The sequence below is a fragment of the Actinomadura sp. NPDC023710 genome, assembly GCF_040639875.1.
Lineage (GTDB): Bacteria > Actinomycetota > Actinomycetes > Streptosporangiales > Streptosporangiaceae > Spirillospora > Spirillospora citrea.
In genome coordinates this window covers 85,881-112,218 of record NZ_JBFAGB010000017.1, presented here as the reverse complement: position 1 = coordinate 112,218, position 26,338 = coordinate 85,881, and the positions used below count along the sequence as shown (strand labels likewise).

The 26,338-nt window shown below is 72.0% G+C and carries 28 protein-coding genes and 1 tRNA gene; 17 read left to right on the top strand and 12 right to left on the bottom strand.

Going from position 1 to position 26,338, the window contains the following annotated elements:
- Positions 1-3: 3 nt before the first annotated feature.
- From AB0H37_RS21215 to AB0H37_RS21180, 8 genes are all read left to right on the top strand, one after another.
- Positions 4-585 carry a 5-formyltetrahydrofolate cyclo-ligase gene (locus AB0H37_RS21215; protein WP_268247810.1) on the top strand — a complete coding sequence of 194 codons (582 nt, stop codon included), beginning with the start codon at positions 4-6 and terminating at the stop codon, positions 583-585.
- 93 nt (positions 586-678) lie between these two features.
- A complete protein-coding gene (locus AB0H37_RS21210) occupies positions 679-1,668 on the top strand; it encodes an NAD(P)-dependent oxidoreductase (RefSeq protein WP_360614566.1) in 990 nt (329 codons plus the stop codon).
- A gap of 103 nt (positions 1,669-1,771) precedes the next feature.
- The gene (locus AB0H37_RS21205) at positions 1,772-3,256 is read left to right on the top strand and encodes a potassium/proton antiporter (protein WP_329095153.1); all 1,485 of its coding nucleotides are present in this window, start codon (positions 1,772-1,774) and stop codon (positions 3,254-3,256) included.
- 166 nt (positions 3,257-3,422) lie between these two features.
- Positions 3,423-3,785, top strand: coding sequence for an FmdB family zinc ribbon protein (locus AB0H37_RS21200; protein ID WP_179832567.1), 363 nt, complete (start codon positions 3,423-3,425; stop codon positions 3,783-3,785).
- Between the two features lie 393 nt (positions 3,786-4,178).
- Positions 4,179-6,305, top strand: a complete 2,127-nt coding sequence (locus AB0H37_RS21195; RefSeq protein ID WP_329095156.1) for an MMPL family transporter — start codon at positions 4,179-4,181, stop codon at positions 6,303-6,305.
- 120 nt (positions 6,306-6,425) lie between these two features.
- The gene (locus AB0H37_RS21190) at positions 6,426-7,253 is read left to right on the top strand and encodes an S-methyl-5'-thioadenosine phosphorylase (RefSeq protein WP_360614563.1); all 828 of its coding nucleotides are present in this window, start codon (positions 6,426-6,428) and stop codon (positions 7,251-7,253) included.
- Positions 7,250-7,864, top strand: coding sequence for an RcpC/CpaB family pilus assembly protein (locus AB0H37_RS21185; RefSeq protein ID WP_360614561.1), 615 nt, complete (start codon positions 7,250-7,252; stop codon positions 7,862-7,864). The genes AB0H37_RS21190 and AB0H37_RS21185 overlap by 4 nt, the downstream gene beginning before the upstream one ends.
- A 124-nt stretch (positions 7,865-7,988) precedes the next feature.
- Complete coding sequence (locus tag AB0H37_RS21180) at positions 7,989-8,408, top strand: MscL family protein (protein ID WP_329095160.1); 420 nt, start codon at positions 7,989-7,991, stop codon at positions 8,406-8,408.
- A gap of 16 nt (positions 8,409-8,424) precedes the next feature.
- Here the strand turns inward: AB0H37_RS21180 and AB0H37_RS21175 are convergent, their stop codons facing one another.
- Both AB0H37_RS21175 and AB0H37_RS21170 read right to left on the bottom strand, forming a co-directional pair.
- The gene (locus tag AB0H37_RS21175; protein ID WP_360614559.1) at positions 8,425-9,462 is read right to left on the bottom strand and encodes a D-alanyl-D-alanine carboxypeptidase family protein; all 1,038 of its coding nucleotides are present in this window, start codon (positions 9,460-9,462) and stop codon (positions 8,425-8,427) included.
- An 82-nt stretch (positions 9,463-9,544) separates the two neighbouring features.
- A complete protein-coding gene (locus tag AB0H37_RS21170; protein WP_360614557.1) occupies positions 9,545-9,982 on the bottom strand; it encodes a hypothetical protein in 438 nt (145 codons plus the stop codon).
- A gap of 129 nt (positions 9,983-10,111) precedes the next feature.
- On the opposite strand from AB0H37_RS21170, the gene AB0H37_RS21165 reads away from it, so the two are divergent.
- Positions 10,112-10,184 (top strand) — tRNA-Arg (locus AB0H37_RS21165).
- Between the two features lie 404 nt (positions 10,185-10,588).
- On the opposite strand, the gene AB0H37_RS21160 is transcribed toward AB0H37_RS21165, so the two are convergent.
- Together AB0H37_RS21160 and AB0H37_RS21155 are read right to left on the bottom strand one after the other, a co-directional pair.
- Entirely contained in the window at positions 10,589-10,930 is a 342-nt protein-coding gene (locus AB0H37_RS21160) for a hypothetical protein (RefSeq protein WP_360614555.1), read from the bottom strand.
- Positions 10,931-11,194: 264 nt separating this feature from the next.
- Complete coding sequence (locus AB0H37_RS21155; protein ID WP_360614553.1) at positions 11,195-11,344, bottom strand: hypothetical protein; 150 nt, start codon at positions 11,342-11,344, stop codon at positions 11,195-11,197.
- 54 nt (positions 11,345-11,398) lie between these two features.
- Between AB0H37_RS21155 and AB0H37_RS21150 the strand changes: the two genes are divergently transcribed.
- Positions 11,399-11,536, top strand: a complete 138-nt coding sequence (locus AB0H37_RS21150; protein ID WP_360614551.1) for a hypothetical protein — start codon at positions 11,399-11,401, stop codon at positions 11,534-11,536.
- Positions 11,537-11,628: 92 nt separating this feature from the next.
- On the opposite strand, the gene AB0H37_RS21145 is transcribed toward AB0H37_RS21150, so the two are convergent.
- Positions 11,629-12,315 (bottom strand): TetR/AcrR family transcriptional regulator, encoded by a 687-nt coding sequence (locus tag AB0H37_RS21145; RefSeq protein ID WP_360614550.1) that lies wholly within the window; start codon positions 12,313-12,315, stop codon positions 11,629-11,631.
- A 163-nt stretch (positions 12,316-12,478) separates the two neighbouring features.
- Between AB0H37_RS21145 and AB0H37_RS21140 the strand changes: the two genes are divergently transcribed.
- Positions 12,479-13,720, top strand: a complete 1,242-nt coding sequence (locus AB0H37_RS21140) for an oxygenase MpaB family protein (RefSeq protein ID WP_329095171.1) — start codon at positions 12,479-12,481, stop codon at positions 13,718-13,720.
- Positions 13,721-14,077: 357 nt separating this feature from the next.
- On the top strand, positions 14,078-14,596 hold the full coding sequence (locus tag AB0H37_RS21135) for a GNAT family N-acetyltransferase (RefSeq protein WP_329095173.1): 519 nt from the start codon (positions 14,078-14,080) through the stop codon (positions 14,594-14,596).
- 58 nt (positions 14,597-14,654) lie between these two features.
- Here the strand turns inward: AB0H37_RS21135 and AB0H37_RS21130 are convergent, their stop codons facing one another.
- From AB0H37_RS21130 to AB0H37_RS21120, 3 genes are all read right to left on the bottom strand, one after another.
- Complete coding sequence (locus tag AB0H37_RS21130) at positions 14,655-16,100, bottom strand: M1 family metallopeptidase (RefSeq protein ID WP_360614547.1); 1,446 nt, start codon at positions 16,098-16,100, stop codon at positions 14,655-14,657.
- Between the two features lie 214 nt (positions 16,101-16,314).
- Complete coding sequence (locus AB0H37_RS21125) at positions 16,315-17,250, bottom strand: DUF6596 domain-containing protein (protein ID WP_360614545.1); 936 nt, start codon at positions 17,248-17,250, stop codon at positions 16,315-16,317.
- A 44-nt stretch (positions 17,251-17,294) separates the two neighbouring features.
- On the bottom strand, positions 17,295-18,095 hold the full coding sequence (locus AB0H37_RS21120) for an SAM-dependent methyltransferase (RefSeq protein WP_360614543.1): 801 nt from the start codon (positions 18,093-18,095) through the stop codon (positions 17,295-17,297).
- Between AB0H37_RS21120 and AB0H37_RS21115 the strand changes: the two genes are divergently transcribed.
- From AB0H37_RS21115 to AB0H37_RS21100, 4 genes are all read left to right on the top strand, one after another.
- Positions 18,086-18,526 (top strand): YchJ family metal-binding protein, encoded by a 441-nt coding sequence (locus tag AB0H37_RS21115; protein ID WP_360614541.1) that lies wholly within the window; start codon positions 18,086-18,088, stop codon positions 18,524-18,526. The two genes, AB0H37_RS21120 and AB0H37_RS21115, sit on opposite strands and share 10 nt — an antisense overlap.
- A 111-nt stretch (positions 18,527-18,637) precedes the next feature.
- Positions 18,638-19,291: a hypothetical protein gene (locus AB0H37_RS21110; RefSeq protein ID WP_360614539.1), complete on the top strand. Its 654-nt coding sequence runs from the start codon at positions 18,638-18,640 to the stop codon at positions 19,289-19,291.
- 11 nt (positions 19,292-19,302) lie between these two features.
- On the top strand, positions 19,303-20,151 hold the full coding sequence (sigJ, locus tag AB0H37_RS21105; RefSeq protein ID WP_360614538.1) for an RNA polymerase sigma factor SigJ: 849 nt from the start codon (positions 19,303-19,305) through the stop codon (positions 20,149-20,151).
- Positions 20,152-20,217: 66 nt separating this feature from the next.
- Positions 20,218-21,333 (top strand): FAD-dependent oxidoreductase, encoded by a 1,116-nt coding sequence (locus AB0H37_RS21100; RefSeq protein WP_360614536.1) that lies wholly within the window; start codon positions 20,218-20,220, stop codon positions 21,331-21,333.
- Here AB0H37_RS21100 and AB0H37_RS21095 read toward each other — a convergent pair.
- Positions 21,311-22,543 (bottom strand): MFS transporter, encoded by a 1,233-nt coding sequence (locus AB0H37_RS21095; protein WP_360614534.1) that lies wholly within the window; start codon positions 22,541-22,543, stop codon positions 21,311-21,313. The two genes, AB0H37_RS21100 and AB0H37_RS21095, sit on opposite strands and share 23 nt — an antisense overlap.
- Before the next feature lie 60 nt (positions 22,544-22,603).
- On the opposite strand from AB0H37_RS21095, the gene AB0H37_RS21090 reads away from it, so the two are divergent.
- Entirely contained in the window at positions 22,604-23,773 is a 1,170-nt protein-coding gene (locus tag AB0H37_RS21090) for an ROK family transcriptional regulator (RefSeq protein WP_360614532.1), read from the top strand.
- Positions 23,774-23,890: 117 nt separating this feature from the next.
- On the opposite strand, the gene AB0H37_RS21085 is transcribed toward AB0H37_RS21090, so the two are convergent.
- The 3 genes from AB0H37_RS21085 to AB0H37_RS21075 are packed head-to-tail and all read right to left on the bottom strand — an operon-like array spanning position 23,891 to position 26,315.
- Positions 23,891-24,298 (bottom strand): cupin domain-containing protein, encoded by a 408-nt coding sequence (locus tag AB0H37_RS21085; protein ID WP_329095193.1) that lies wholly within the window; start codon positions 24,296-24,298, stop codon positions 23,891-23,893.
- Positions 24,298-25,119 carry a phosphoenolpyruvate hydrolase family protein gene (locus AB0H37_RS21080; protein ID WP_329095195.1) on the bottom strand — a complete coding sequence of 274 codons (822 nt, stop codon included), beginning with the start codon at positions 25,117-25,119 and terminating at the stop codon, positions 24,298-24,300. The genes AB0H37_RS21085 and AB0H37_RS21080 overlap by 1 nt, the downstream gene beginning before the upstream one ends.
- Entirely contained in the window at positions 25,116-26,315 is a 1,200-nt protein-coding gene (locus AB0H37_RS21075; RefSeq protein WP_329095197.1) for a Tm-1-like ATP-binding domain-containing protein, read from the bottom strand. Before AB0H37_RS21075 ends, AB0H37_RS21080 begins: the two co-directional genes overlap by 4 nt.
- Positions 26,316-26,338: the final 23 nt, after the last annotated feature.

Here is a 26,338-nt window from a genome sequence, read left to right as displayed (position 1 = left end):
AGCGTGCACCCCATCGCTACGAAGACCGGCCTCCGGGCCGAACTGCTCGCACGACGTGCGGCGATGCCGCCCGAGACGCGCTCCGGCGCGGCGCGCCCGATCCGGGACGCGCTGCTGCCCGTCCCGGAGGTGGAGATGGCCGGGACCATCGCGGCGTACGTCTCCATAGGCGACGAGCCGGACACGCGGAGCCTGCTGTTCGCGCTGTGGAAGCGCGGGACGTACGTGCTGGTCCCCCGCCTGCTCCCGGACGGCGACCTCGACTGGGCGTCCTACGAGGGGCCCGACTCGCTCGTCCCCGGGGCCCGCGGGTGCCTGGAGTCGTCCGAGCCGCCGCGCGGCCCCGGGGCGGTGGCCAGCGCGGACGTCGTGCTGGTGCCCGCGGTGGCGGTCGACCGGACGGGGGTGCGCCTCGGCCGCGGCGGCGGCTCCTACGACCGGGCGCTGGCGCGCGTGGGCCCGGCGATCCTGACCGCGGCGCTGCTGTTCGACGGGGAACTGGTGGAGAGCGTGCCCGCCGAGCCGCACGACCAGCGCGTCCGGGCGGTGGTGACGCCGTCGCAGGGGCTGGTCCGCCTGGGCTGACCTGCTCGCGGATCCCGGCCTGCTCGTAGAGTGAGGGGGCCAAGATCGCGGATTGGGGGACGCGGTCGAGTACGGCCTGACGGGAGGTACGAGATGACGGCGCCGTGGCGGATCCTTTCCCTGCCCCCGATCGCGGACGAGATCGTCCATGGGTTGTTCGCGCCGCTGGGAGACGCCGCCGAGGTGGCGTTCCCGCAGACCAGGGACCGGGCGGGCCTGCTCGCCGCGCTCGCCGGCGCCGACCTGGTGATCGGCGACTTCACCGGCCGGCTGGCGCTGGACGCCGAAGCCGTGGCGGCGGCGCCGCGGGTGTCGTTCGTCCAGATGCCCGCGGTGGGGATCGACAGCATCGACGTCGCCGCGTGGGCGTCCGCGGGCGTGCCCGTGGCGAACGCGGCGGGATTCAACGCGCGCGGGGTCGCCGAGTGGGCGGTCGGCGCGGCGTTCGCGCTGTGCCGCAACCTCGCGCGGGGCGACCGGGCCGTCCGCGCGGGCGGATGGCCGCAGATGGAGATGGCGGCGCTCGGCCCGCGCGAGATCCACACGCAGCGGGTCGGCATCGTCGGGTTCGGGGCGATCGGCGCCGAGGCCGCGCGGCTCTTCGCGGCTCTGGGCTGCGCGGTCTCGTACTGGACGAGGCGGAGGCGTCCCGAGGCGCCGGCGACGTACCGGGAGCTGGACGAGCTCGTGGCGACGTCCGACGTCCTCGTCCTCGCCCTGCCGCTGACCGAGGAGACAAGGGGGTTGATAGGTCCGGAGCGGCTCGCCCTGCTGCCGGACAAGGCGCTGCTGGTGAACATGGCGCGCGGGGGCATCGCGCCTGACGACGCCGTCCTCGCCGCACTGGATTCGGGACGGCTGGCCGGGGCGGCCCTGGACGTGTTCGAGCAGGAGCCGCTTCCGGAGGGGCATCCGCTGCGTTCCCGCGAGGACGTCCTGCTGTCGCCGCACACGGCGGGGGCGTCCGTCCAGTCGCAGCTGAACCTGCTCGGGATGGTGCGCGACAACGTCACCGCGGCCGTTCAGGGACGAGACGTACAGAACGTGGTGAACGGGCTCAATCCACTGGTCACACGGCGATAGCGGCCATGACGGACACGCCGTCCCTCAATCGTAAATATGCGATTCGCCCGTGAATCTGTAGGATTCCTAAACGATCAACTTTGACGACCCCGAAGGGTGGGATGTGCACCTCGACATCTGGCTACTCCTCGGGGCCACGCTCGTACTCAGCGCCATCATCGCGGTCCGGCTGTCGCACCAGGCGGGCCTCCCCACGCTGCTGGCGTACATGGGCCTCGGCCTTCTCATCGGCGAGTCCGGCCCCCTCCACATCCGGTTCGACAACGCGGAACTGGCCGAGACGCTCGGCCTCGCGGCCCTCGTGCTCATCCTCGCCGAGGGCGGCATCACCACCAACTGGCGGCGCGTGCGGCCCTCGGTGCCGGCCGCGCTCAGCGTCTCCACCCTCGGCACCCTGATCAGCATCGTCGTCGTCGCGCTGTCCGCCATGTGGCTCGTCGGCCTGGAGTGGCGTCCCGCGTTCCTGCTCGCCGCCGTGCTCGCCCCCACCGACGCGGCCGCGGTGTTCTCGGTGCTGCGGCGGCTGCCCCTGCCCTCCCGGCTGACCGGCCTGCTGGAGGCCGAGTCCGGCTTCAACGACGCCCCCGTCGTGATCATCGTGATCACGCTCAGCGCCCACACCGCCGTCCCCAACATGGCCGAACTGCTCGGCGTCATGGTCTACGAGCTGGTCGCGGGCGGCATCGTCGGCGTCGCCATCGGGTGGCTGGGCGCGCAGGCGCTGCGCCGCGTCGCGCTCCCGGCGTCCGGCCTCTACCCCATCGCCGTCCTGTCGCTGGCCATCGGCTCCTACGGGGCCGCCTCCCTGATGCACGCGAGCGGGTTCCTCGCCGTCTACGTCAGCGCCCTCGTCCTCGGGAACGCGCGGCTGCCGCACCGCCCCGCCACCCGAGGCTTCGCCGAGGGCGTCGGATGGCTCGCGCAGATCGGGCTGTTCGTGATGCTGGGCCTGCTGGCCGACCCCGGAGACCTCCCCGGCCAGATCCTGCCGGCGCTCATCGTCGGCTTCGTCCTGCTGCTGGTGGCCCGCCCCCTGTCGGTGGTGCTGTCCACGATCGGGTTCCGGCTGTCGTGGGGCGAGAAGGTCTTCGCGTCCTGGGCGGGGCTGCGGGGCGCCGTCCCGATCGTCCTGGCCACCATCCCGATGGTCGCGGACGTGGAGCACGCCGACCGGCTCTTCGCGATCGTCTTCAACATCGTCGTCATGTTCACCCTGCTCCAGGGGCCGACGCTGCCGCTGGCCTCGCGGCTGTGCCGGCTGACCAGCGACGAGCAGACCCGCGAACTGGACGTCGAGGCGGCGCCGCTGGAGGAGCTGCACGCCGACCTGCTGGAGGTGCGGGTCCCCGCCGACTCGCTGATCAGCGGCGTGGAGATCTTCGAACTTCGGCTGCCGCCCGGCGCGTCCATCACCCTCGTCGTGCGGGACGGGGCGAGCTTCGTGCCCGAGCCCACCACGCCCCTGCAGGCGGGCGACACCCTGCTGATCGTGACCACCGCCGAGGTGCGCGAGGCCACCGAGCGCAGGCTGCGCGCGGTCAGCCGCAAGGGCAGGCTGGCGGGCTGGTTCGGCGAGAAGGGGCAGTGACCCGGAGTCCCTCGGCGACTCGGGTCCCGCGGGGCCGGGTCCTGGGCGGCGCGCCGCCTGGGAACATCCCGGGGGCGAATCCTGTTCCACGCATGGGTACCATTAGCAGTCGTCTAGAGTGAGTGCCAGTCCGGCTCGCGCCGGGCTGAGTCAGCGAGGAGGAACCGTGCCGACGTATCAGTACGTTTGCACCGACTGCGGCGAGCCTCTAGAGGTCGTGCAGAAGTTCAGCGACGACGCGCTGACCGAGTGCCCGGCGTGCAGCGGCAAGCTCCGCAAGGTCTTCTCCGCCGCGGGGATCATCTTCAAGGGCTCGGGCTTCTACCGCACCGACAGCCGCGGCTCCGGCAAGTCGGCCTCCACCGCGGGGGCCTCGTCCAACGGCTCGTCGAACGGGTCGTCCAACGGCTCCTCCGGCGACTCGGGCGGTTCCTCGGGCGACTCCGCCAAGTCGGACTCGTCCTCGTCGACCTCCGACTCGTCGTCCTCGTCGACCGGCAAGTCGTCGTCCTCCGAAAAGGTCGCCTGACCTTCTAGGCATCTCCGCCCGCACCCGGGGGATCCAGCCGGATCCCCCGGCTTTCGTCGTATCCGGAAGCCGTCGCCTACATCTTCAGGGGTAGGCGGCGGCTTTCGTTTGCCTCGGCAGACGTAGCGCAGGTCCGTCCTAACGCCGGAGGCGCGGCCGCTGACCTTCCGCGACCATGGAAGAGACAGGGAGCAACCCCCCGCCCCGGCCGGGCCTCTCCTGTCGCACGGCTTGACTTAGCTCTGTTTTCGAGAGACTCTCATACCGAGAAGCTCGCATACCCCCACGTTTCCCTGATTTCGCGATATTACTTGACACCTCTCGCCCAACGAGAGACTCTTGGGCCGAACACGACATATCTCGATATCGCCCGGTGCACACAGGAGAGGACCTATGAGCGCACCTAGCCCGGCTCCCCCGAGGCCGCGGACACACCGCCTGGCCGGACTGATCGCCGGACGGCGCACCAAATGGGCCGTCCTGGCCCTGTGGGTCGTCCTCCTGGCCGCCCTCGGCCCCCTCGCCGGCAAGCTCGGCGACGTCGAGAAGAACGACGCGGCGTCCTGGCTGCCCGCCGGGGCGGAGTCCACCCGGGTCGTGGAACTGGAGGAGAGGTTCCGCAAGGACGAGACGATGCTCGCCGTCGTCGTCTACGAGCGTTCCGGCGGGATCACCGCGGCGGACAAGGCCAAGGCCGAGTCCGACATGGCCGCGTTCCAGAATCTGCCCGGAGCGCAGAAGGCTCAGGGGCCGTTCCCGTCCAAGGACGGCAAGGCCCTGCAGACCCTCGTGCCCCTGACGGACGAGGACCTCACCGCCGCCGTCGACCAGGCGCGCGACCTCGCCGAGCGCGGACCCCCCGGACTGGCCTCGCACGTCACCGGTCCCGCCGGCGGCGGCGCCGACCAGTTCGAGGTGTTCCAGAGCCTGGACGGCTTCCTGCTCATGGCCGCCGGTCTCGTCGTCATCGTCCTGCTGCTGTTCATCTACCGCAGCCCGGTCCTGTGGTTCGTCCCCGTGCTGAGCGCCGTCTTCGCCCTGGGGCTCGCCCAGTCGACCGTGTACCTGCTCGCCAAGTACGCGGACCTCACCGTCAACGGCCAGAGCGCCGGCATCCTGACCGTCCTCGTCTTCGGTGTCGCCACCGACTACGCCTTGCTGCTCGTCGCCCGCTACAGGGAGGAACTGCACCGGCACGAGGACCGGCACGAGGCCATGGCCTACGCGCTGCACCGCGCCGCGCCCGCCGTCATCGCCTCCGCCGCCACCGTGGCCGTCGGCCTGCTGTGCCTGCTGCTCGCCGACATGAACTCCACCGCCGGCATGGGCCCCGTGGCCGCCGCGGGCGTCCTCACCGCCCTCGCCGCCATGACGACTCTCCTGCCCGCCCTCCTGGTCATCTGCGGCCGCTGGCTGTTCTGGCCGCTGATCCCCCGCTACGACGCCAAGTACCTCAAGCCCGAGGCGTACGAGGCCGAGCACGGCGTCTGGAGCCGCGTCGCAGGAATGGTCGGCAAGCGCCCGCGCGCGCTCTGGGCCGCGACCATGCTCGGCCTGATCGTCCTCACGCTCGGGCTGGGCTCGCTCAAGGCGGACGGCCTGTCGGACGCCGGCCAGTTCACCGGCAAGCCCGACTCGGTGAAGGGCTCGGAGGTCATCGCACGGCACTACGCCGCCGGCTCGGGCTCCCCGGCCCTCGTCATCGGCAAGGCCCCGGCGTCCGACCAGATCGCCCAGGCCGTGCGCGGAACGCCGGGCGTCGCCGAAGTCAGCGCCCCCGCCGCGGCGGGCGGTCTGGTCAAGTACGAGGCGACGCTGAAGGACGCCGCCGACAGCCAGGCCGCGCGCGCGACCATCGACCGGCTGCGGACCGCGGTGCACGCCGTCCCGTCGGCGGACGCCAAGGTCGGCGGCACGACCGCGACGTACCTGGACATCAAGCGCGCCTCCTCCCGCGACAACAAGGTCATCATCCCGATCGTGCTGGCCGTGGTGCTCCTCATCCTCATCGCGCTGCTGCGCGCCGTCGTCGCGCCGCTGCTGATGATGGGCACCGTGGTGCTGTCGTTCCTCGCTTCGCTCGGCGCCTGCGCGGTCATCTTCGAACACGTCTTCGGGTTCGAGGGCACCGACTCCGGCTTCCCGTTGCTGGCCTTCATCTTCCTGGTCGCCCTGGGGGTCGACTACAACATCTTCCTGATGCACCGCGTCCGGGAGGAGTCGCAGGCCCTCGGCACGCGGCGCGGCATCCAGCGAGGGCTCACCGTCACCGGCGGTGTGATCACCTCGGCCGGGCTCGTCCTCGCGGCCACGTTCGCGTCCATGGTCACGCTGCCGCTGGTGTTCATGGTCGAGATGGGCTTCGCGGTCGCGTTCGGCGTCCTGCTCGACACCCTCATCGTCCGGTCGCTGCTGCTGCCCGCCCTGTCCTACGACATCGGGCGGCGGATCTGGACGCCGGGACGGCTCGCCAAGGAGGCGCCCGTCTCGCCGCCCAAGGTCCTGGACCCGGTCGGCTGACGTCCCGAGAACGCGGAAGGGCCCGGCTCCGGCCGGGCCCTTCTTCGTGCGGCGGCGGAGTTATCCACAATCTGCGGACGGTCTGCCGGGCACGGCGCCCAGGTGGCTAGGGTCGGCGGCATGTCCACTCAGGCTTCCGCGTCCCAGCCCGTCGCCGAGATCGGGGTCATCGGCGGCTCCGGCTTCTACTCGTTCCTCGACGACATCGAGGAGGTGCGGGTCGACACCCCCTACGGCCCGCCCAGCGACCCCATCGCGATCGGCGAGCTGGCGGGCCGCCGCGTCGCCTTCGTCCCCCGGCACGGCCGCGACCACCGCTTCCCCCCGCACAAGATCCCCTACCGGGCCAACCTGTGGGCGCTGCGGTCCCTCGGCGTCCGCCAGGTGCTGGCGCCATGCGCGGTCGGCTCCCTCACCCCCGACCTCGGGCCCGGCACGCTGGCCGTCCCCGACCAGCTCGCCGACCGGACGTCGGGGCGCGACCAGACCTACTACGACCATGGCGCCGCCGTCCACGTCTCCTTCTCCGACCCGTACTGCCCGACGGGCCGCCGCGCCGCCGTCGAGTCCGCGCGGACCTCCGGGTGGGACCCGGTCGACCGCGGCACGCTCGTCGTCATCGAGGGCCCCCGCTTCTCGACCCGGGCCGAGTCCCGGTGGTTCGCCTCGCAGGGGTGGACGCTGATCGGGATGACCGGCCACCCCGAGGCCGTCCTCGCCCGCGAGCTGGCGCTCTGCTACACCTCGCTCTGCCTCGTCACCGACCTCGACGCGGGGATCGAGGAGGGCGAGGGCGTCACGATGGAGGAGGTCCTGCGCGTCTTCGGCGAGAACATCGACCGGCTCCGCGGCGTCGTCGCCGACGTCGTCAAGGCACTGCCCACCGAGCGCACCTGCGCCTGCCCCACCGTCCTCGACGGCATCAAGCTCCCCCTGGAACTGCCGTGAGCGCCCGCTTATCCCGCCTGCGGCGGCCGCTGGCGGCGCTGTTCGCCGCGGCCGCCGCGGGCCTGGCGCTCCTGGCACTGCGTCCCGGCCCGCCGCCGTCCGTCCGCGTCCTCGCCGCCGCCCGCGACCTGCCCGCCGGAACGCCCCTCGGCCCGTCCGACCTGCGCCACCTCGACCTGCCGCCGTCCGCCGTCCCGGTGGGCACGCTCCGCACGGGCGGAGCGGGCCGCGTCCTCGCCGGACCGATGCGCCGCGGCGAACCCCTCACCGACGCCCGTGTCGTCGGCGCCGGGCTCCTGCGCGGCTACGGCGCCGGCACGGTCGCCACGCCGGTCCGCCTGGCCGACGCGGGCGCCGCCCGCCTCGTCCACCCCGGCGACCGCGTGGACGTCCTGACCGTCCCGTCCGAGGCCGCCCCCGCGAACGGCCCCCGCGCCCGCGGGGACGCCGCCCGCGTGGTGGTTTCCGAAGTCCCCGTCATAGCGACCCCGCTCCCGGACGAGAACGGCACCCAAGAGGGCGCCCTGGTCGTCCTGGCGACCGACCGCCCCCAAGCGGTGGCCCTGGCCGGCGCCGGCGCCCCCCTGGCCCTGACGATCACCGCCCCCTGACCCCGGGCAGGTCGGGTCTGAAGTGGGCCGACTTGGCTAATCATGGATGACTTCATTACGATCCGTAGCCGTTTCACGCGCCCCGACAGCCAGGGGCGCGACCCCCGACACCCCTGGAGCCGGCATGAGCGGATTCAAGAAGTTCCTCCTCCGCGGGAACCTGGTCGAACTCGCGGTGGCGTTCGTCGTCGGAGCGGCGTTCGCCGGGCTCGTGAAGGACTTCGCGAGTTCCTTCATCACCCCGTTGATCGCGCTCATCGGCGGCAAGCCCGACTACACGCGCCTGGCCGTCACCATCGACGGCACCACGTTCCCGTACGGGATCTTCGTGACCTCGGCGATCGCGTTCTTCATCACGGCCGTGATCGTCTACTTCCTGGTCGTGCTTCCGACGACCAAGCTGATCGAGCGGATGGACCGCGGCAAGGAGGCCACCGAGCGCGAGTGCCCGCAGTGCCTCAGCGACATTCCGGTGAAGGCCCGCCGCTGCCGCTACTGCACCGCGGAGATCGTCCCCGCCAACGAGGTGCCGCACTCCCGCTGACGGCGGGCGGCCCGGCTCAGCCGTTCTCCGTCCCGAACTCCCAGTGCCAGGGCTCGAACGGGTTGCTGTAGGCCCAGGCCGGGTGGATCCATCCGTACTTCCCGGCGTGGGCCTCCATCCAGTTGAACTGGACGGACCCCGAGCTCTGCACACCACCGCACAGGTCGAGTGCCTGCCCCTTGCCGTGGTTGCTCGTCCCGGGGACGGCCGCGAAGCCGGGCCGCTGCGCGTAGACACGATGCTGCTCGGACAGGTTCCGATAGGCGTCCGTCACGCACATGTCGCGACCGAAACTGCGCTTGTACGCCTCGTTCAGCTTGTAGAAGGCGAGCGCCGCGTCCGCCCGCAGCATGTGCCCGCCCTTCTGCGGCAGGGGGCACAGGTACTTCGACGGGATGAGCCCGTTCGGGAACTTCTTCGCATCCTTCGCCAGGGCCTTGTCGCACCCGAGTTCGAGCCGCTTCTGCCGCGTCACCGCCAGCTTGTCGAGCATCGAGTTGAGCTGCTTGGTCAGCTGCGCCGACCGGTTCTTCAACCCGTCCACCTCCTGCTGGAGGCGGGTCTGCTCGACCGCGTTGCGCGACTGCAGCTCCTGCGCCGTGGAGGCGAGCTTCTGCCGCCGGTCCTGCAACTCGTCGGCACGGTCCACAAGCGCCTGCTGCGACCTCGCCATGAGCGTCACGTCCGCCGTCGACCGCAGCGCCGTGCTCGGGTCGCCGCCCCCGAAGATCGCCATGGAACCGGCAGCGCCGCTCTGCTGGTAGGAGGTGTTCGCCAGCCTGGCCAGCGGCTCGCGTATCCGGTTCAACTCCGCCTCGGCCCCGGCGAGGTCCTTCAGCGTGGCGCGCAGCTTCACCTGCGACCCGGCCAGGTCCTTCTTCCGGGTCTCCATCTTCTTCGTGGCCTTCTCCAACTCGGTGCGCGCCTTCGATGCCTCGCGGCGCAGCGACTCGAGCGAGTCGGCCCCCGCGGCCGCGTTCGCGGCGCCGTGCGGTGAGAGCGTCGTCATCACCAGGAAGACCGCGGTCAGCGCCGCCGACCGGGGGTTCGGCACGGTGGTTTTCCTCCTGATGCCCAAAAGCGGAACAGCGGCAGAACGCTACTACAGGTTCTACGATGACCTGTCCGTAACCGGTTCAGCGACTTCGGTGATGTTCGCACCACCGGCGCATCCACCAGACGTCCTCCCAGCCGGCGGGGCATGGCCGCCGCACCCGCACGGACGGGGAAGGCGCCGGCGTGGGCGTCCCCTTCCGCGGCTTCACCACCGGCCGCGGCACCCGCTTCGGCGGCTTGGTCGCCACCTGCGGCTCCGCCTCCGGCGGCACGTACGCCCCGAACGTCGGCTCGCCCTCGGGCGCCGCCGGCGCCACGCTCCGCGCGGACCCGCCCGCCGACTCCGGCCTCTCCCGGCCGGGCTCGTCCCGCAGCCCGAACGCGATCACCGACGCCACCAGCACGGGCACCGCGAACGCCGCTGCGAGGACCGTGATCCGTCTGCCGCGCGGCGAGTCCTCGCCCACCGCGTCCTCGGCGTCCCGGTCCTTCGGCTGCCCACGATGCCGTCCCGTCACGGGACGGAAGCGTACCCACACCGCCCCCGCCCGGCCTAGAGCCCGGCGCGCATAACAGGGAGCGCCCACCGCACCCCTTCCCCTACCCTGTAGGTGCCGTCCGCTACGCTCTACCGCGAGCGACGACACGCCTCCGTAGCTCAGGGGATAGAGCACCGCTCTCCTAAAGCGGGTGCCGCAGGTTCGAATCCTGCCGGAGGCGCCCTTCTGACCCACCAACCAAGGTCTCTGGCCGGCGCGGACGCCGGTCCGGGACTCTGGGGCCGCGTGGCTCGGTGCGGTTCACCCGCCTTCTGGTACGTCCCCACCCAGGGAACGCCGCTCAGTCGCCCTCCCGGGGCCTCAGCGATCCGGCGTCGTGAGGTCTTTTCGAAATGAAAGTGGCCCTTCCTCAGAGAGAAAGGGCCACTTGGTCAAAAGCGCACCAATGCAGGACGGCGCGCTCAGCTGGAAATCGGCTCTGACCGGCAGTCGGCCGAGCCGATGAGTGTTGCGGTCGGCCTCCGGCTCACGCCGGGGCCGAAGAAGTCGGTCGCCATGCCGGCGCCTTCTTCTTGTTCACCCTGATGGTGGAGACGCGCAGGCCGAGGGCCTACAGCGCGGTCATCACACCCACCACTCCATCGCGGAGATCAGCACGGCGGACTCCTCCGAGATGTACTCCATCACGATGTAGTCCGCCAGAGCGTACCCCCCGACGATGATCCGCACCATGGTGACTCGCACCACGGTGATCCGCATCACGACGGTCTTCACCACGGTGACGCGCACCTCGATGGACGCCACCACGATGACGCGCATCGTCGCGAGGTCCAGCAGGGTGATCGGCACCACGGTGACCTCCACCACGATCGACTCCACCTCGGTGAAGTCGAACTTGATGAGGTCGAACTCGGTGACACGGACCTCGGGACGGCGGGTCACGGGGCGGCGGTTGGTCGAGATCACGAAGATCACAGCCTTTCGGGCTTTGGTTACGGACTGCACGAGGCAGAGGCCCTGCCGAACAGGACCTGACCAAGACCGTACGGCGCCCGACCCGAAAGGCAACCCGAGCCGACAGGGAGACGTGAGTCACCTTGCATAGCCCATCAGGAAAGGTCGGCCCGACGCGTGAGCACGCCGGCCGGCCTCCGCTATTGCCCAGGCCGGCCGCCTCGAAGCCGGGCCGGCCCGGGTCACTCGTAGCCGTGAGCCGGCCGCACGCGTACCTCAGCTTTCGCGTGGCAGATCGGCCACCCTCTCGATGAACGCCTTCCTGGCCGTGTCATCCCGCACTTCGTCGAACTCTGTCCAGACGGTCCGCACGGTTTCGGCGGACAGTCCGACAGCGTCGATGGCATCGGCGAGTTCGACGATCATGCGCGATCGGATCGTCCGCCAGCAGTACGTGCCCGCCAGTTCACGAAGCCCCGGATGCACGGCACCCAGGTTTCCGCGATCCAGTCACGAGTGTTCTGCTTCAGCGCCGCACGGGCCGTGCCGCGCATTCCGTTGTCGAGCAAGGCCATTGGTATCCCGCAATGGGGCTGGGGCGTCCGCGAGGATTTGTGACGTGGGGGCGCGGCCTCAGGTCCAGGAGCGGGGATGCGGGGGTAGGGGCACTCCGGTGCTGGAGGTGGCGTTGTCCGGCCTCCTCCGCCCTGCTAGCGGGTTAGGCGGGGGGGTTGGGGTTCCAGCATGGGGACCAGGAAGCGGTGGGCCAGGGCGGCTAGTTGGGTGTCGTCGTCCAGGTCGATGATGTGGCTGGGGACCGCCAGGAGCGAGCCGGATATGCGGACCATCATCTCGGCCACGAAGTCGGTGTCCAGGTCGCCCGACACGTTGCCGGCGCGCTGCTCGCGGCGGAGCTGGTCGGCGACGAAGCGCCGCACGGTGGCCAGGGTCCGGCCCCCGTCGCCGGTCAGGGAGGGCAGGAGCAGGTCCGGTTCCGTGGCGATCAGGCCGCCGATCAGGGGGTTGCGCCGGATGGCGCGCAGGGAGCTCACGAAGCCGAGGACCACCCGGTCGGCGGCCGTCTCGGCCTGCTGGATGTCGATGAGGAACTGGTCGAAGTAGCGGCGGAACTCCCGCCGCACCACCTGCTCCACCAGGGTGTCCTTCGTGGCGAATCGCCGGTAGACGGTGATCCGCGAGACGCCGGCCCGGCGGGCCACGTCGTCCATCGTGGAGCGCTGGATGCCCATCCGGCAGAACTGCGCGTAGGCCGCGTCGAGGACGCGCGAACGGGTCTCGTCGACGTCGTCGACCTGTTCGACGGCCTCGACGTACACGCTCTCCAGCAACGACCCCGAGTCCGACGACGTCATGAGGAACGACAGCACAGGTTCCACGATCCCTCCCGAGACACCGATTCTGCCCGAATCGTCCATGTACGTCACGAAGGGTCTTGTGACGGACGCCACAGTGTGCTCTCATGATGCCAGACCCTGATACACAGAAGCATGATGTGTTTCATCGTATCAGGCGTCGCTGTCGGCCCGAGGAGGGAAAGGCATGGAACAACCCAGCAGGCGCAACGTGCTGATGACGGGCGGGGTGCTCGGGGCGCTCGGCGCGCTGAGCGTCGCGACGCCCGCGCAGGCCAGGCCGCTGTGGACGTGGTCGCCCAAGGGATCGGTCGTGGGCGCCGGGAAGGGCGTCGACCCGCGGTGGGTCTGGGACGAGGAGGCCGACCCGCTGGTCGCCTCGCTGATCGACCGGGGCGACGTCCCCAATGTCAACAAGCTGCTCAAGGGCTGGACCAAGAACGGCCAGGCACTGCCGGCGGGGCTGCCGGCCGACCTGAAGCAGTTCATCGAGAAGGCCCGCCGGCTGCCCTCCTGGGCCGATCAGACGAAACTCGCCACCGCGTACAAGTTCAACCAGAAGCGGGGCACCTACCTTGGTGTCAGCTACGGCTTCGCCAGCGGGATGATGAGCACCGTCATCCCCCACGAGGCGCGCGCGGTCTACTACTCCAAGGGCGGCGCGGACATGAGGGACCGCATCACCAAGACCGCCAAGCTCGGCTACGACATCGGGACCAGGAACGCGTTCCAGCCCGACGGCGAGATGATCGTCACCTGCGTCAAGACGCGGCTGGCCCACGCGGGCGTGCGCCACCTGCTGCCCCAGTCCCCGAGCTGGGACAAGGTCGCCGACGAGCAGATCCCGATCAGCCAGGCGGACATGATGGTCACCTGGCACAGCCTGCCCACCACGGTCATGAAGCAGCTCACCAGGTGGAAGGTACCGATCCCCGCCGACGAGTCGGCGGCGTTCCTGCACTCCTGGCAGCTGACCGCGCACATGCTGGGGATCCTGGACGAGTACATCCCCAACTCGTGGGACGAGGCCAACGCCCAGGCCGCCCAGGTCCTCGACCCGGTCCTCGCCGCCACCCCCGAGGGCGTCAAGCTGGCCGACATCCTGCTCCACCTCGGCGTCACCATCGACGGCGGCATCCTCACCACGCACATCCTCGGCGCGCTCACCCGCTACATGCTCGGCGACCAGATCTGCGGCTGGCTGCAGATCCCGCGCGAACCGGTGTGGGATCCGGCCTTCGAGGCCTTCTGGCCGACCTTCGTCGCCATCAAGGAGGGCCTGCTCAAGATCACGGACGCTCCTCCCGGCCTGCTGCAGATCTACTGGGCCTTCGACGAGATCATCCGACTGGGGACCCTGCTCTTCCTGTCCGGGGGCAACCTCCCGATCAGCATCCAGATCCCCACCGGCAACAACCCGAACACCTGATCACGCCGGTCCCACCCCACGGACTCCCGAAAGGACGCGTGCGCCCCTGCTCCCCGACGCCGGAGGCGCCCAGGCAGAACCGGGCTCGGAATAACCGCCGGATTCCGAGCCCGCGGCGCTCCCGCCCCCCGGAGCGCGGGGCCTCCCATCGATCGACCATGGCGCATCCACGAGGGTGCCCCGGCACGGGGACGGACGTATGGGGCGAAGCGGCTCACTTCGGTGTATATGGGGACAGGCGTGTACGGAAGACCGAGACGCGATGTCGCCACTGGTCAGGGCTCGCCTTTTTGTTTGACCTAGATTGCGGCATTTGGGCGAGAATGAAAGGTATTCGCATCTGGCACACTGTGCAGTGTGACGGCTACTGAACCGCTGATAAGGCTGGCGCTTCCGGGGGATGCGTCTGCTCTGGTGGAGTTGCAGTATGTCCTGGACGGCGAGACGGAGTTCATGCTTCTGGAGCCCGGGGAGCGGGAGTCAGACCTTGAGCCGTTGAAAGTGCGCCTGGCCGCGTGCGTCGAGGGGCGTGATCTGTCCTACCTGGTCGTGGCGCTGGACGGACCCGCGGCGGTCGGCTACGTCGAGGTATCGGTGCTTCCCTATGCCCGGGCCCGCCGCACCGGCCACGTGGTGGCCGGCGTGCGCGCCGGATACGGGGGGCGGGGCCTCGGCGAGGCGCTGATGCGGGAGGCGGTGCGGGAGGCACAGGCGCGGGGGATGCGGCGTCTGGAACTTACCGTTATGGAGCACAATCGCCGCGCTCTAGCGCTTTACCTGAAATGCGGTTTCCAGGTGGAGGGGCTACGGCGGGCCGCCCTGGAGGTCCAGGGGCATCGGATCGACCAGTACTACATGGGGCTGCTGTTGGACTGAGGCGAAATCGCCGCCCGCGGCCCGGGGCCGGTGTTCGGTCACCGGCCCCGGAACGGGATCACCAGGTGGTGGGCTTTGCGGGGCTGTGGAGCCAGGCCTTGAAGAACGCGTCCAGGTTCTGGCCGGAAATCCCTTCCGCCAGGGCCTCGAACTCCCCGGTGCTGCCGTTGCCGTACCGCTTGTCCGAAACCCAGGTGCGGACGAGGCGCAGGAACGGCCCGTCACCGATCCTGTGGCGGAGGGCTTGCAGGGTCATCGCTCCGCGGAAGTAGATCGCGCGGTGGAACAGCTGGTCGCGGGTCGGATCGGCGATCACGACGTCCCAGAACGGGGGCCGGTCCGGCTGGATCGGCGGCGGGTCGTCGTAGGACTGCTGGAACGACAGCTGCGCGGACTGGCCGCCATGCCTCTCCGCCCAGTACCACTCGACCCACTTCGCGAAGCCCTCGTTCAGCCAGACGTCCTTCCAGTCGCGAACCGAGACGCTGTCGCCGAACCACTGGTGGCCCATCTCGTGCGCCACGCCCCTCTCGACGGGCGGGCTCTGGTAGGTGGGGCGGGTCTGGGTCTCCAGCGCGTACTCGAGGTTGAGCGGCGGGACGTTGTCGTTCTCGACGATGGAACCGGTGCTGGTGAACGGGTAGTCGCCGAAGTAGCCGGCCAGTTCGTCGGTCACCCGCGTGGTGTGGCGCGGGGTGCTGAGCGCGTCGGGGTCGGAGGCGATGGCCGGGTCGACCGCGTCGAGCTGCGGGACGCCCTTGGGGGTGGTCGTCGTGGAGACGTTGAACCGTCCGATCGAGTTGGTCACCAGGTACGTCGCCATCGGCCGGTCCTCCCGCCACACGAAGGTGTCCTTCCCGTGGGCGGTCCACTGCCGGACGAGGCGTCCGTTGCCGATCGCCTTGAGGCCGTGGGGGACGGTCGTCTCCAGCGTCACCGGCGCCTTGTCGCGCGGATGGTCGTTGGCCGGGAACCAGGTCGACGCGCCGTTGGGCTCGCCCATGACCGTCGCGCCGTCCCTGGTCGGCAGGAAACCGTACGGGAGGTCGAAGATGATCGGGCCGCCGAGGGGCTGCGGCACGCCGTCGTAGCGGACGGTCACGGTGAACGAGCCGCGCTCGCGCAGCCCCCGGGGCGGGGTGATCTCCAGCTCGCGCTCGCCGGTGCGGTCGAACGACGCTTCGCGGCCGTTCACGCGGACCGACCGCACGTTCATCTTGGCGAAGTCGAGGTTGAACCGGGACAGGTTCTGGGTGGCGGTGGCCCTGATGGTGGTCGTGCCGGTGAGCTCGTCGGTGCCGGGGTCGTAGGCGGTCTTGAGGTAGTAGTGCGCGACGTCGTACCCGCCGTTGCCGAGGTCGGGGAAGTAGGGGTCGCCGAGGCCGGGGGCGCCGGGCTCGTACCGGACGTCGGCGGCCGCGGCGGGCGCGAAAAGCGCGAGCGTCGCGGCGCCGGCCGTCGCGATCGCCAGCGGAAGCCGGTGGGCGGATCCGAGAGTCGCCATCGAGTCCCTCTCCGTCGAGGTCGGACGATCGCCTCAGCGGCGACCAAGACATGATCATTAACGTGCCCGCCGGAGAAGCCGATCAAGCCTGACAAAACGATCTTGTCGGGCGGCCCCGGCCCGGCCTCACGTCCAGGCGAGGCGTTCGGCCAGGAGCGCCTGCTGGGCCGGGTTGCCCGCCAGGTCGAGGGCGCGGCGGTCGGCGGTGCGGGCCTCACGGCGGCGGCCCAGGTCGCGCAGCAGTTCGGCGCGGGCGGCGTGGTACAGGTGGTGGCCGTCGAGGGCCTCGGCGAGCGGCGCGAGAGCGTCCAGCGCGGCGGCCGGACCCTGGACGTAGCGGACGGCGACGGCGGACGATCGGCGTGTCCGTCCTGCGCAGGAGCAGGTCGTAGAGGACGAGGATCTGCGTCCAGTCGGTGTCGTCCCAGGTGGGGGCCTCGGCATGGCAGGCGACGATCGCGGCCTGGAGCTGGTATGGGCCGGGCCGTTTCAGCGCAGCGGCGCGGGCGACGAGGGCGGCGGCGTCGGCGACGGCCTCGCGGTCCCAGGCGCCGCGGTCCTGGTCGCGCAGCGGGACGAGGTGGGCGCCGCCGTCGAAGCGGGCGGCGGCGCGGGCCTGGTGGAGCCGGATGAGGGCGAGCAGGCCGAGCGCCTCGGGCTCGCGCGGCATCAGCCAGGCGAGGCTCGCGGCCAGCCACTCGGCGTCGCCGGCGAGCGCGTCGGTGATCTTGCGTTTGGCGCGGGTGATGCGCTGCGCGACGGTCGTCTCGGGGACGAGGAACGCGGCGGCGATCTGCCCGGTGGTCAGCCCGCACACCGTGCGCAGGGTGAGCGCGACCTGCGCCGCCACGGGCAGCGCGGGGTGGCAGCAGATGAAGATCAGCCTGAGCCGGTCGTCGGGTTCGCCGGGCGCCGGCCACTGGAGCCGGGCGAGCTTGTCGCGGTAGTTGGCCTGCCGGCGCAGCAGGTCGATGCCGCGGCGCCGGGTCGTGGTGAGGAGCCAGGCGTCCGGATGGTCGGGAACACCCTCTTCGGGCCAGCGTCGCAGGGCGGTCTCGACGGCGTCCTGCATGACGTCCTCGGCCGCGGCGAAGTCGCCGAGGGTCCGGATGAGGCACGCCGTCAGCCGGCCCGCGTGCTCGCGTACCACGCGGGCCAGCTCGGCGGGCGGCCGGATGCGACACGTCGGCGGGATCAGGGCTTGCGGGCCAGGCCGCAGACGGCGTCCACCGCTTCCGGCATGCCGAAGGGCGTGGCCTCGGGGCGCCATTGGGACGTGGAGACGACGCCCGGCTCCAGCAGTTCGAGGCCGGCGAAGAAGTCGGCGATCTGCTCGGGCGCGCGGACGACATAGGGTGTCGAGCCCTGCTCGACGGCGATGCGGATTGCCTCCTCGCGCCCCTCGCGGTCGACGACGCCGGTGCCGTCGTTGAACGCCATGAAGCTCCCCGGCACGAGGGCGTCCAGGAGCCGCCGGACGATGGCGTACGCCTCGCCGTCGTCGACGACGTTGCCCATGATCCCGAACATGACGAGGCCGACCGGCCGGTCGAGGTCGAGGGTGCGGGCGGCCTCGGCCAGGATCCGGCCGGGGTCGCGGACGTCGCACTCGACGTAGTCCGTCCTGCCTTCGGCACGTCCGGTCAGCAGCGCCCGCGCGTGCACGAGGACCAGCGGGTCGTTGTCGACGTACACGACGCGCGATTCGGGTGCGACGCGCTGGGCGACCTCGTGGGTGTTGTCGTGCGTGGGAAGTCCGGTCCCGATGTCGAGGAACTGCCGGACGCCCTCCTTCTCGGCGAGGTGGCGGACCATGCGGCCCAGTGTCACGCGGGAGTGGCGGGCGACGTCGCCGACGCTGGGGAACGCCGCGGCGACCTGCTCGCCGACCTGCCGGTCGATCTCGTAGTAGTCCTTGCCGCCGATCCAGTAGTTCCACATGCGGGCCGGATGCGGGCGGGAGGTGTCGATCTCGGGCGGCTGCTGTGCGGACATGGCGCTCATCGTCGCCGCGCGGGTACCGCCCCGCAAGGCAGAATCGGAAGGTGGCGAAAAGATGTCCGTGCGGGGTCGGCTCTCGGTACCGGGACTGTTGCGGGCCGTTGCACCGGGGTGAGGAAACGGCTGCGACGGCCGTCCGGTTGATGCGGTCGCGGTTCAGCGCGTTCGCGGTGGGGGACGAGGCGTACCTGCTCGCGACCTGGCATCCGGCGACCCGGCCGGAGCGGATCGGGTTCGAGGACGGCACGCGCTGGACGCGGCTGGAGATCGTCCGCACCGAGGGCGGCGGGCCGGACGACGACAGGGGCCTCGTGGAGTTCCGCGCCCATTACCTGACGGGGACCGAGCCCGGGGAAATGCACGAGGTCAGCCGGTTCGCGCGGCACGACGGTGCGTGGGTCTACGTCCGCGGCAAAGTGAGTTGACTTTCCGCCGCACGGGCGAGGGGCATCGCCCGTGCGGGGGAAGGACGCCGCGGCGGGCGCTGAGAACGTGTGGAGGCGGGCGAGGGACGCCCGCGGAGAAGAGGAATCCACATGTCACGGAAAAGGCGTGCCGCGGTGGCCGGAATGGCCGTTCTCTGCGCGGCCGGGGCGGTCGGCACCGGCAGCGCGATGGCGCAGGACAAGGGGCCGCTCCCGAAGGAGTCCCACGTGACCGGGGACGCGTGGGTGAAGTTCCCGGGCGACCCCGAGTACCCGTACCGGCGGTTCGTCGTGGACGCGCACGGCGGTCCGTGGAAGTTCGTCGGCGGCAAGATGGTCATGGGCGCGGCCCGCGGAACGGTGAAGTTCGACCATTACTCGCCGGACGAGCCCGGCGGGCCGTCGAAGCACCACTGGGGCTGGATCAAGGTCGACTACGTGATGGCGTCGGGGCCGGTCGCGGTCGTGTCGGGAATCCGGCAGGACGACGAGCACGGCATTCCGCCGAACCAGAAGCGCGCGAACCTGACGTTCTACCAGTCGCCGCGCGGCCACAAGTTCGACCGGATGGGCTTCTCCTGGGGCGTCGTCTTCCCGCAGTGCCACCAGATGGGTGAGGGACCGGCGCCGTTCAGCGCCAACAGTTCCGGTCCTTTCGGGAAATGGCTGAAGGGCTACACGGTGAAGGACGCGCCCCTGGAGATTCCGGCCGGTGACTTCCAGCCGCCGGACAACCCCGCCGACTGCTCGTTCGCCGACGAGTAGGCTCCCCGTCCGTGGAGGACCTGGACTGGGAGACCAACCGCCCGGCGGTGTTCGGCGCCGCGTACCGGCTGCTCGGCAGCGTGGCCGAGGCGGAGGACGTCGTCCAGGACGTGTGGCTCCGCGCCTCGAAGGCCGACCGGTCGGGCGTCCACGACCCGCGCGCGTGGCTCGTGACGATCGCGGCCCGGCTGGCGTACAACGTGCTGAAGTCGGCGCGGGTGCGCCGCGAGGAGTACACCGGGCCGTGGCTGCCCGAACCCCTCCCGACCGGCCCGGACGTCGCGGACCGGGTGATCGTGGACGACTCGGTCAGCACCGCGATGCTGCTCGTGATGGAGGAGCTGTCGCCGCCCGAGCGGGTGGCGTTCGTCCTGCACGACGTGTTCGACGTCCCGTTCGCCCAGGTCGCGGGGGTGCTCGGGAACTCGGCGGCGGCGGCGCGCAAGCTGGCGTCCCGGGCCCGCGGGCGGGTGGCGGACGCCCGCGCGGCCCGGCCGAAGGCGAGCCGTGCGGAACGGGAGCGGGTCCTCACCGCCTTCCGCGCGGCCGCCGAGGGCGGTGACATCGACCGCCTCGTCCGCCTCCTGCATCCCGGCGCCGTCTATGTCGCGGACGGCGGCGGCAAGGCCGTCGCGTCCCGTCGCCCGATCACCGGCGCGGACCGGATCGCCCGCCTCCTGGCGGGCGTCGCCGCCCGGTCCCGGACGGACCGCATCGGCCTCATCGAGGTGGGCGGCGAACTCGCCCTGGCGACCCACCGCGACGGCCGCGTCGTCTGGGTCGACACGCTGGAGATCACCGACGGCCGCGTGACGGCCTTCCACCGGGTGGCGAACCCGGACAAGCTCGGTCACCTCTAGGCCCTCCGGTCACATGTGCGGGCGCTGCGTTGTCTCCCTGGCGCGTATCGAGAAGAGGAGACGGACATGGCGCACGTGGTGATCGTCGGCGGGGGTTTCGCCGGAGTGTGGAGCGCGGCGGCGGCCGCACGGGTCCGCGGAACGGAGGACCTGCGGATCACGCTGATCGCGCCAGGTAACGACCTCGTCCTGCGGCCCCGGCTGTACGAGCCGGAGCCCGAGCGGGCGACGGTCGCGCTGAAGCGGGTCCTGGAGCCGGTCGGCGTCGAGCACCTGCGCGCGGCCGTCCAGGACATCGACGTGGACGGGCGGACCGTGACCGCGGACGGGCGGAAGGTCGGGTACGACCGGCTCGTCCTCGCCGCGGGGAGCCGTCTCGTCCGGCCGGAGATCCCGGGCGCCGAGCGGATGTTCGACGTGGACACCCTCGCGGGCGCCCGGCGGCTGCGCGGCCACCTGCGCGGTCGCGACGAGTACACGGCCGTCGTGGTCGGCGCCGGCTTCGCCGGGCTGGAGATCGCCTCCGAGCTGGCCGGACGCGGGCGGGTCGTGCTGGTGGACAAGGCCGGGGAGATCGCCCCCGAGCTCGGTCCCGGACCGCTGCCGGTGATCGAGGTGGCGCTGGAGAGGCTGGGCGTCGAGTGCCGCCTCGGCACGACGGTCGCGGAGGTCACGCAGGGCGGCGCGATGCTGGCCGACGGTTCCACGATCCCGGCCGACGCCGTGGTGTGGACGGCGGGCCTGGAGGCGAGCACGCTCACGTCCCAGATCCCCGGCGGGCGCGACCCCCTGGGCCGCCTGAAGGTCGACGCGCACCTGCGCGCCCACGACGCCGTCTTCGCGGCCGGGGACGTCGCCGCCGCCCTCGCCGACGAGGGGCACCTGACGATGCAGAGCTGCCAGCACGCGATCCCGATGGGCAAGACGGCCGGCCACAACGCCGCGGCGGACCTTCTCGGCGTCCCGCCGATCGCCTTCGCCCCGGCCCCCTACGTCACGGACCTCGACCTCGGCGCGGCCGGGGCCGTCTACACCCGCGGCTGGGACCGGCTCGTCGCGCTGCACGGCGCGGAGGGCAAGTGGGTCAAGCGCTGGCTCATGGACAAGATCCACCCGCCAGTGGACGACGCCGCGACGATCCTCGCCCACGCGGGCATGGTCACGACGCCGATCCCGTTCTGAGCCGCCGTCCGCAGCGGGCCAGCAGCACCAGCAGCAGGACGGGCGCGACGAACACGGCGGCGCGCAGGGTGGTGAGATCGGCGAGCGCCCCGAGCACGAGCGGGGCGACGCCGATCGCCACCCCCGACGCGAGCGCGCAGCGCGCCGCGGCCCGCACCGGCTCGGACGGCCGCGCGGCGAGCGCCTGCCCGAGGATCACCGGGTACAGCAGCGCCACCCCGAGCCCGGTCACCACGAGCCCGGCGACCGCGACCGGCGCGGGCGACGCCCACAGCACCGCGAACCCGCCGAGCCCGACGGCCGCCGCGAGGGCGAGCAGCCGGTCCGGCCGCCCCCCGCGCCGCACGGCCGGCCCGGCGACCGCCCGCCCGACGGCCATCCCGAGGACGAACCCCGCCGACAACGTGGCCGCGCCCCCCGAGCCGAGCCCCTTGACGCTCCCGAGGAAGTCGGCCGCCCAGAAGACCATGCAGAACTCCACCCCCACCGCCAGCACGAGATCGACCCACCGCCCCCAGAACCCCACCCCGCCTTCCCCAGCCGCCAAGCCCGTCCCGGCCGCACCATCACGCGAGCCGGAACCGGCCCCTTCCGAACGAACCGACCCGTCCCCCTCGCTCCCGTCGGCCGGAGTGGTCGGGGCGGGGGGCCGGGGTGGGCGGGTGAGGAGGAGGAGCGCGGCGGCCGCCAGGAGGGGCGGGGCGGCGAAGGCGGGGCGCCAGCCGAGGCCGTGGGCCAGGGCGACGCCGATGAGGACCGGGGAGAGGACGGACGCGGCGCTGGAGACCGCGTTGGCCTCACCGATTTGGATCGTTCCATCGCCGTGGTGCGCGGCGCGCAGGGCCGCCGGGACGAGTTGGACGAGGCCCGCACCGCCGAGGCCGAGGACCAGGGCGCCGGCGGCCGTTCCGAGGCGTCCGCCGGAGGCGGCCAGGAGGGCGGCGCCGCCGACGAGGGCGGTCAGGGCCGCCGGGATCGCGTAACGCCCGAGTCGGGCCGCCAGGCGGTGCCCGACCAGACCGACGATCACCAGTCCGAGGGCGAAGGCGGACGGGTAGAGGGCGGCCTCGGCGCGGGGCAGGCCGCGCTCCTCCCGCAGTTGGGGCAGGATCGCGCCGAGCGCGGTGAGCAGGTAGCCGAGGCATCCGAAGGCGGCGTACAGCCCGAGCGTCTCCGGTGTCCGGGCCGGGGCCGCGGCGGCAGACTTCATCACGCCTCCTCCATTAAACTCGTAGGGCGAGGATAAGTCGGGCACGCCAGGATGTCACCCATGGAGCCGATGACCGCGCACTCCGCGCGCGCCCTGCGCAGCCAGGGGGCGCTCGCCGTGCTCCGCTACGTCCACGCGCACCCGTCCGCGAAGCGCGCGGACGCGGCGCGGGCGCTGGGCCTGAGCAGCGGGTCCGCGACCGAGATCGCGAGCCGGTTGAAGGCGGCCCGGCTGGTCGACGAGGAGGCCTCCGCCCTCACCGGCGGGCGCGGCCGCCCCTCCCCGGCGCTCGTGCCCCACCGGGACGGCCCGCTGGTGTGCGTCGTGGACATCAGCCACGAGCGGTGGCGGGTGGCCTGCGTCGAACTGGGCGGCCGCGTCCTCACGCAGGAGGCCGGCGGCCACCCCGGCACCCCGGACGTCCTCGGGACGCTCGGCCGCCACGTGTCGGCCCTGCACGCCCGCCACGGCCACCGGCTCCGCGCGGTGTCCGCTTGCGTCGCGGGCACGGTCAGTGCGACCACGGTCGTCCAGGCTTCGGGCATGGGCTGGCGCGACGTGGACCTCGACCCGCTCCGGCCGCCCGGAGTCCCCCTGCTCGTCGGCAACGACGCCTCGCTCGCCGGGCTGGCGGAGGCGAGACGCGGGGCGGGCGCCGGGGCGCGGGTCGTCCTGCACCTGACGGTCGAGGTGGGGGTCGGCGGCATCCTCGTCGTGGACGGACGGCCGGTGGACGGCGCCACGGGCGCGGGCGGCGAGTTCGGCCACATGCCGTTCGGCGACCCCTCGCTCCGCTGCCCCTGCGGCGCCCATGGCTGCTGGGACCTGGAGGTCGACGGCCGCGCCATGGCCCGCGCACTGGGCCGCCCCGCGCCCCGCGACCCGCGCACGGCGGCCGGGCGCGTGATCGCCGCGGCGGCGTCCGACCCGGCGGCCCGCTCGGCCGTCGAGGCCGCCGCACACGCGCTGGGACGCGGCATCGGCGCCCTCGCCAACGCCCTCGACCCCGGCGTCGTCACGCTGTCCGGCCTGGCCACCGACCTGGCCGCGACGGCCCCCGCGGCCCTCGAAACCGGCTACGCCGCAGCCCTGATGCGCTACCGCCGTGCGGCGCCGCCGCCCATCCTGCCCTCGACGCTCGGCGCGCAGGGCCCCCTGACCGGAGCCGCCGACGCCGCCTTCGACACCCTCCTCACCGAGGAGGGCCTGGACGCCTGGTCCCGCACCTGAGCCCGAGTGCCGGGGCGCGCGGCGCTCGGTCGGCGGAGGCGGGTCATGGGCCCGGCGGATGCCGCGTTCGGGCGTCTCCTCGCAGCGGCGGGCCGTGCGCCCGGCTCGGGCTTCGGGTCAGACCGGGCGCCACTCGGGGATGGCGCCCGGTTCGTGCAGGCAGTAATCCGGGGCGGCTTCCAGGGCCTTCTCCTCACCGCCGGGGGTGTAGGTGACGATCAGGCGCAGGGGGCGCCATGTCATGTTGTAGGTGGAGTGCCAGACGCCCTTGGGGATGTGGACGGCGTCGCCCTCGCGGATCAGGAAGGGTTCGCCGTCGTCGACCATCTGCGCGGCCTCGCCGGAGATCACGTAGATGACCTCCTCGGCGTTCGGGTGGTGGTGGCGGGCATGGCCCTTGCCGGGGTTGACGATCACCTCCCCCAGGGTGCTGCCCGCCCCGGGCACCGCGGACGGCGTGACGAACCACTTGATCGCCCCCCAGTCGAAGGTCGCGGTCGCCACGTCACCGGGGTTCCTCAGCATCAGATCTCCAGGTTCTTGAAGGCCGCGACCTGCGCGGTGATGGCCCGCTCGGTCGGGAGCCGCTCGACGGAGGAGGCGCCGAAGAAACCGACGACGCCCTCCGTCCGGGACAGGACGTAGGCCGCGTCGTCCGGTTCGGCGATGGGGCCGCCGTGGCACAGCACGAGGACGTCGGGACGGGCGGCGACCGCCGCGTCCCGCATGGCCTGGACGCGCTCGACCGCCTCGTCCAGCGTCAGGGCCGTCTCGGCGCCGATGCCGCCCTTGGTGGTGAGCCCGACGTGCGGGACGAGAACGTCGGCGCCCGCCTCGGCCATCGCCCCCGCCTGGTCCTCGTCGAAGACGTAGGGAGCGGTGACCATGCCGCGCTCGTGGGCGAGCCGCACCATCTCGATCTCCAGGTCGTACCCCATGCCGGTCTCTTCGAGGTTCTGCCGGAAGACGCCGTCGTAGAGCCCGACGGTGGGAAAGTTCTGCACGCCCGCGAAGCCCATGGCCTTGAGTTGGTCGAGGAAGACCGGCATCACCCGGAACGGGTCGGTGCCGCACACCCCGGCCAGCACGGGCGTGTCCCGGACGACGGGCAGCACCTCCGACGCCATCTCCACCACGATCTGGTTGGCGTCCCCGTACGGCAGCAGGCCGGCGAGCGACCCGCGTCCGGCCATCCGGTAGCGGCCCGAGTTGTAGATGATGATCAGGTCGACGCCGCCCTCCTCGGCGCACTTGGCGGACAGCCCGGTGCCCGCGCCCGCGCCGATGACGGGCCTGCCCTCCTCGACGGCGTTCCGCAGCCGGAACAGGACGGTCTCGCGGTTCACTGGGCGCCCTCCGAGATCAGCCGGTGCAGCCGGTCGGCCATCGCCCGGCCGAACTCCGGATCGTTGATGTGCATGTCGAGCATCTCCGCCTCCGCGACCTCCTCCAGCGCCATGAAGCACGCCACGTCCGCCACCGGATCGTGGAACGGCATGCCGGGGGCGTCCAGCGCCGACACACCTTTGAGCGGGACGAACAGCGCGGTCGGCCCGGTGGCGGCGGACAGCTTGGACGCCATCTCGCGTCCCAGTTCGCCCATCTCCTCCGTCGTCGTCCGCATGAGCGTCACGGTCGGGTTGTGGACGTACAGCCGGCGCCGCGCGAACCGCTCGGGGACGGTGCCGCGCGGCCCGAAGTTGACCATGTCGAGGGCGCCGGGCGCCACGACCTGCGGGACGCCGCGCCGTCCGGCCGCCGTGAGCCGGTCGGGCCCCGCGGACAGGACGCCTCCCACGAGTTCGTCCGCCAGCTCGGTGGTGGTCAGGTCGAGCACCCCGGCCAGCAGGCCGCCCTCCACGAGACCCTCGAGCGCCCGCCCTCCGGCACCCGTCGCGTGGAAGACGAGCACCTCGTAGCCCAGTTCGTCCAGCCGCTCCCGGGCGGCGTCCACCGCGGGGGTCGTGACCCCGAACATGGACGCCCCGATGAGGGGCCGCTCGTCCGGGGCGGGTTCCGGGACCGCGTGCGCCTTCGCCATTCCGGCCGCCGCCGCGGCGGCGTTCCCGAGGATCAGGCGCGACAGCCGGTTCACGCCCGCGATGTCGACGACGCTGTAGGTGAGCGTGACGTCCTTGGCGCCCACGTAGGGGGAGACGTCCCCCGACGCCATCGTCGACACGATCAGCTTGGGCAGCCCGATGGGCAGGTCCCGGACGGCCCGCGCCGCGATCGACGATCCGCCGCTCCCGCCGACCGCGAGCACGGCGTCCACCCGGTCCAGCGCGGCCAGGACGATCGCCGCGCCCTCCCCCATCGCCGTGACGGCCGCCCCCCGGTCGCCCGCGTCCCGCAGGGCCTGGAGCGTGGTGCCCCCGGCCTCCGCGACCTCCTCGGCGGAGACGTCGGCTCCCACCTCGGACGGCCCGACCCCCACGTCCACGAGGACGGTGTCGCAGCCCAGCCCGTGCACCCGCTCGCGGAGCCACGCGTACTCCGCGCCCTTGGTGTCGAGCGTCCCCACCAGCACAACGGTCGCCATCGAGCCCTCCCATCCCCCGGTAC

Excerpts from the sequence above, each read along its gene's own strand:
- AB0H37_RS21095 (WP_360614534.1), bottom strand. The coding sequence starts at position 22,543 with ATGAAGTCTGCCGCCGCGGCCCCGGCCCGGACACCGGAGACGCTCGGG.
- AB0H37_RS21110 (WP_360614539.1), top strand. The coding sequence starts at position 18,638 with ATGTCACGGAAAAGGCGTGCCGCGGTGGCCGGAATGGCCGTTCTCTGC.
- AB0H37_RS21210 (WP_360614566.1), top strand. The coding sequence starts at position 679 with ATGACGGCGCCGTGGCGGATCCTTTCCCTGCCCCCGATCGCGGACGAG.
- AB0H37_RS21150 (WP_360614551.1), top strand. The coding sequence starts at position 11,399 with ATGCACGGCACCCAGGTTTCCGCGATCCAGTCACGAGTGTTCTGCTTC.
- AB0H37_RS21075 (WP_329095197.1), bottom strand. The coding sequence starts at position 26,315 with ATGGCGACCGTTGTGCTGGTGGGGACGCTCGACACCAAGGGCGCGGAG.
- AB0H37_RS21180 (WP_329095160.1), top strand. The coding sequence starts at position 7,989 with ATGAGCGGATTCAAGAAGTTCCTCCTCCGCGGGAACCTGGTCGAACTC.
- AB0H37_RS21195 (WP_329095156.1), top strand. The coding sequence starts at position 4,179 with ATGAGCGCACCTAGCCCGGCTCCCCCGAGGCCGCGGACACACCGCCTG.
- AB0H37_RS21130 (WP_360614547.1), bottom strand. The coding sequence starts at position 16,100 with ATGGCGACTCTCGGATCCGCCCACCGGCTTCCGCTGGCGATCGCGACG.
- AB0H37_RS21140 (WP_329095171.1), top strand. The coding sequence starts at position 12,479 with ATGGAACAACCCAGCAGGCGCAACGTGCTGATGACGGGCGGGGTGCTC.
- AB0H37_RS21155 (WP_360614553.1), bottom strand. The coding sequence starts at position 11,344 with ATGATCGTCGAACTCGCCGATGCCATCGACGCTGTCGGACTGTCCGCC.
- AB0H37_RS21100 (WP_360614536.1), top strand. The coding sequence starts at position 20,218 with ATGGCGCACGTGGTGATCGTCGGCGGGGGTTTCGCCGGAGTGTGGAGC.
- AB0H37_RS21085 (WP_329095193.1), bottom strand. The coding sequence starts at position 24,298 with ATGCTGAGGAACCCCGGTGACGTGGCGACCGCGACCTTCGACTGGGGG.
- AB0H37_RS21190 (WP_360614563.1), top strand. The coding sequence starts at position 6,426 with ATGTCCACTCAGGCTTCCGCGTCCCAGCCCGTCGCCGAGATCGGGGTC.
- AB0H37_RS21120 (WP_360614543.1), bottom strand. The coding sequence starts at position 18,095 with ATGTCCGCACAGCAGCCGCCCGAGATCGACACCTCCCGCCCGCATCCG.
- AB0H37_RS21090 (WP_360614532.1), top strand. The coding sequence starts at position 22,604 with ATGGAGCCGATGACCGCGCACTCCGCGCGCGCCCTGCGCAGCCAGGGG.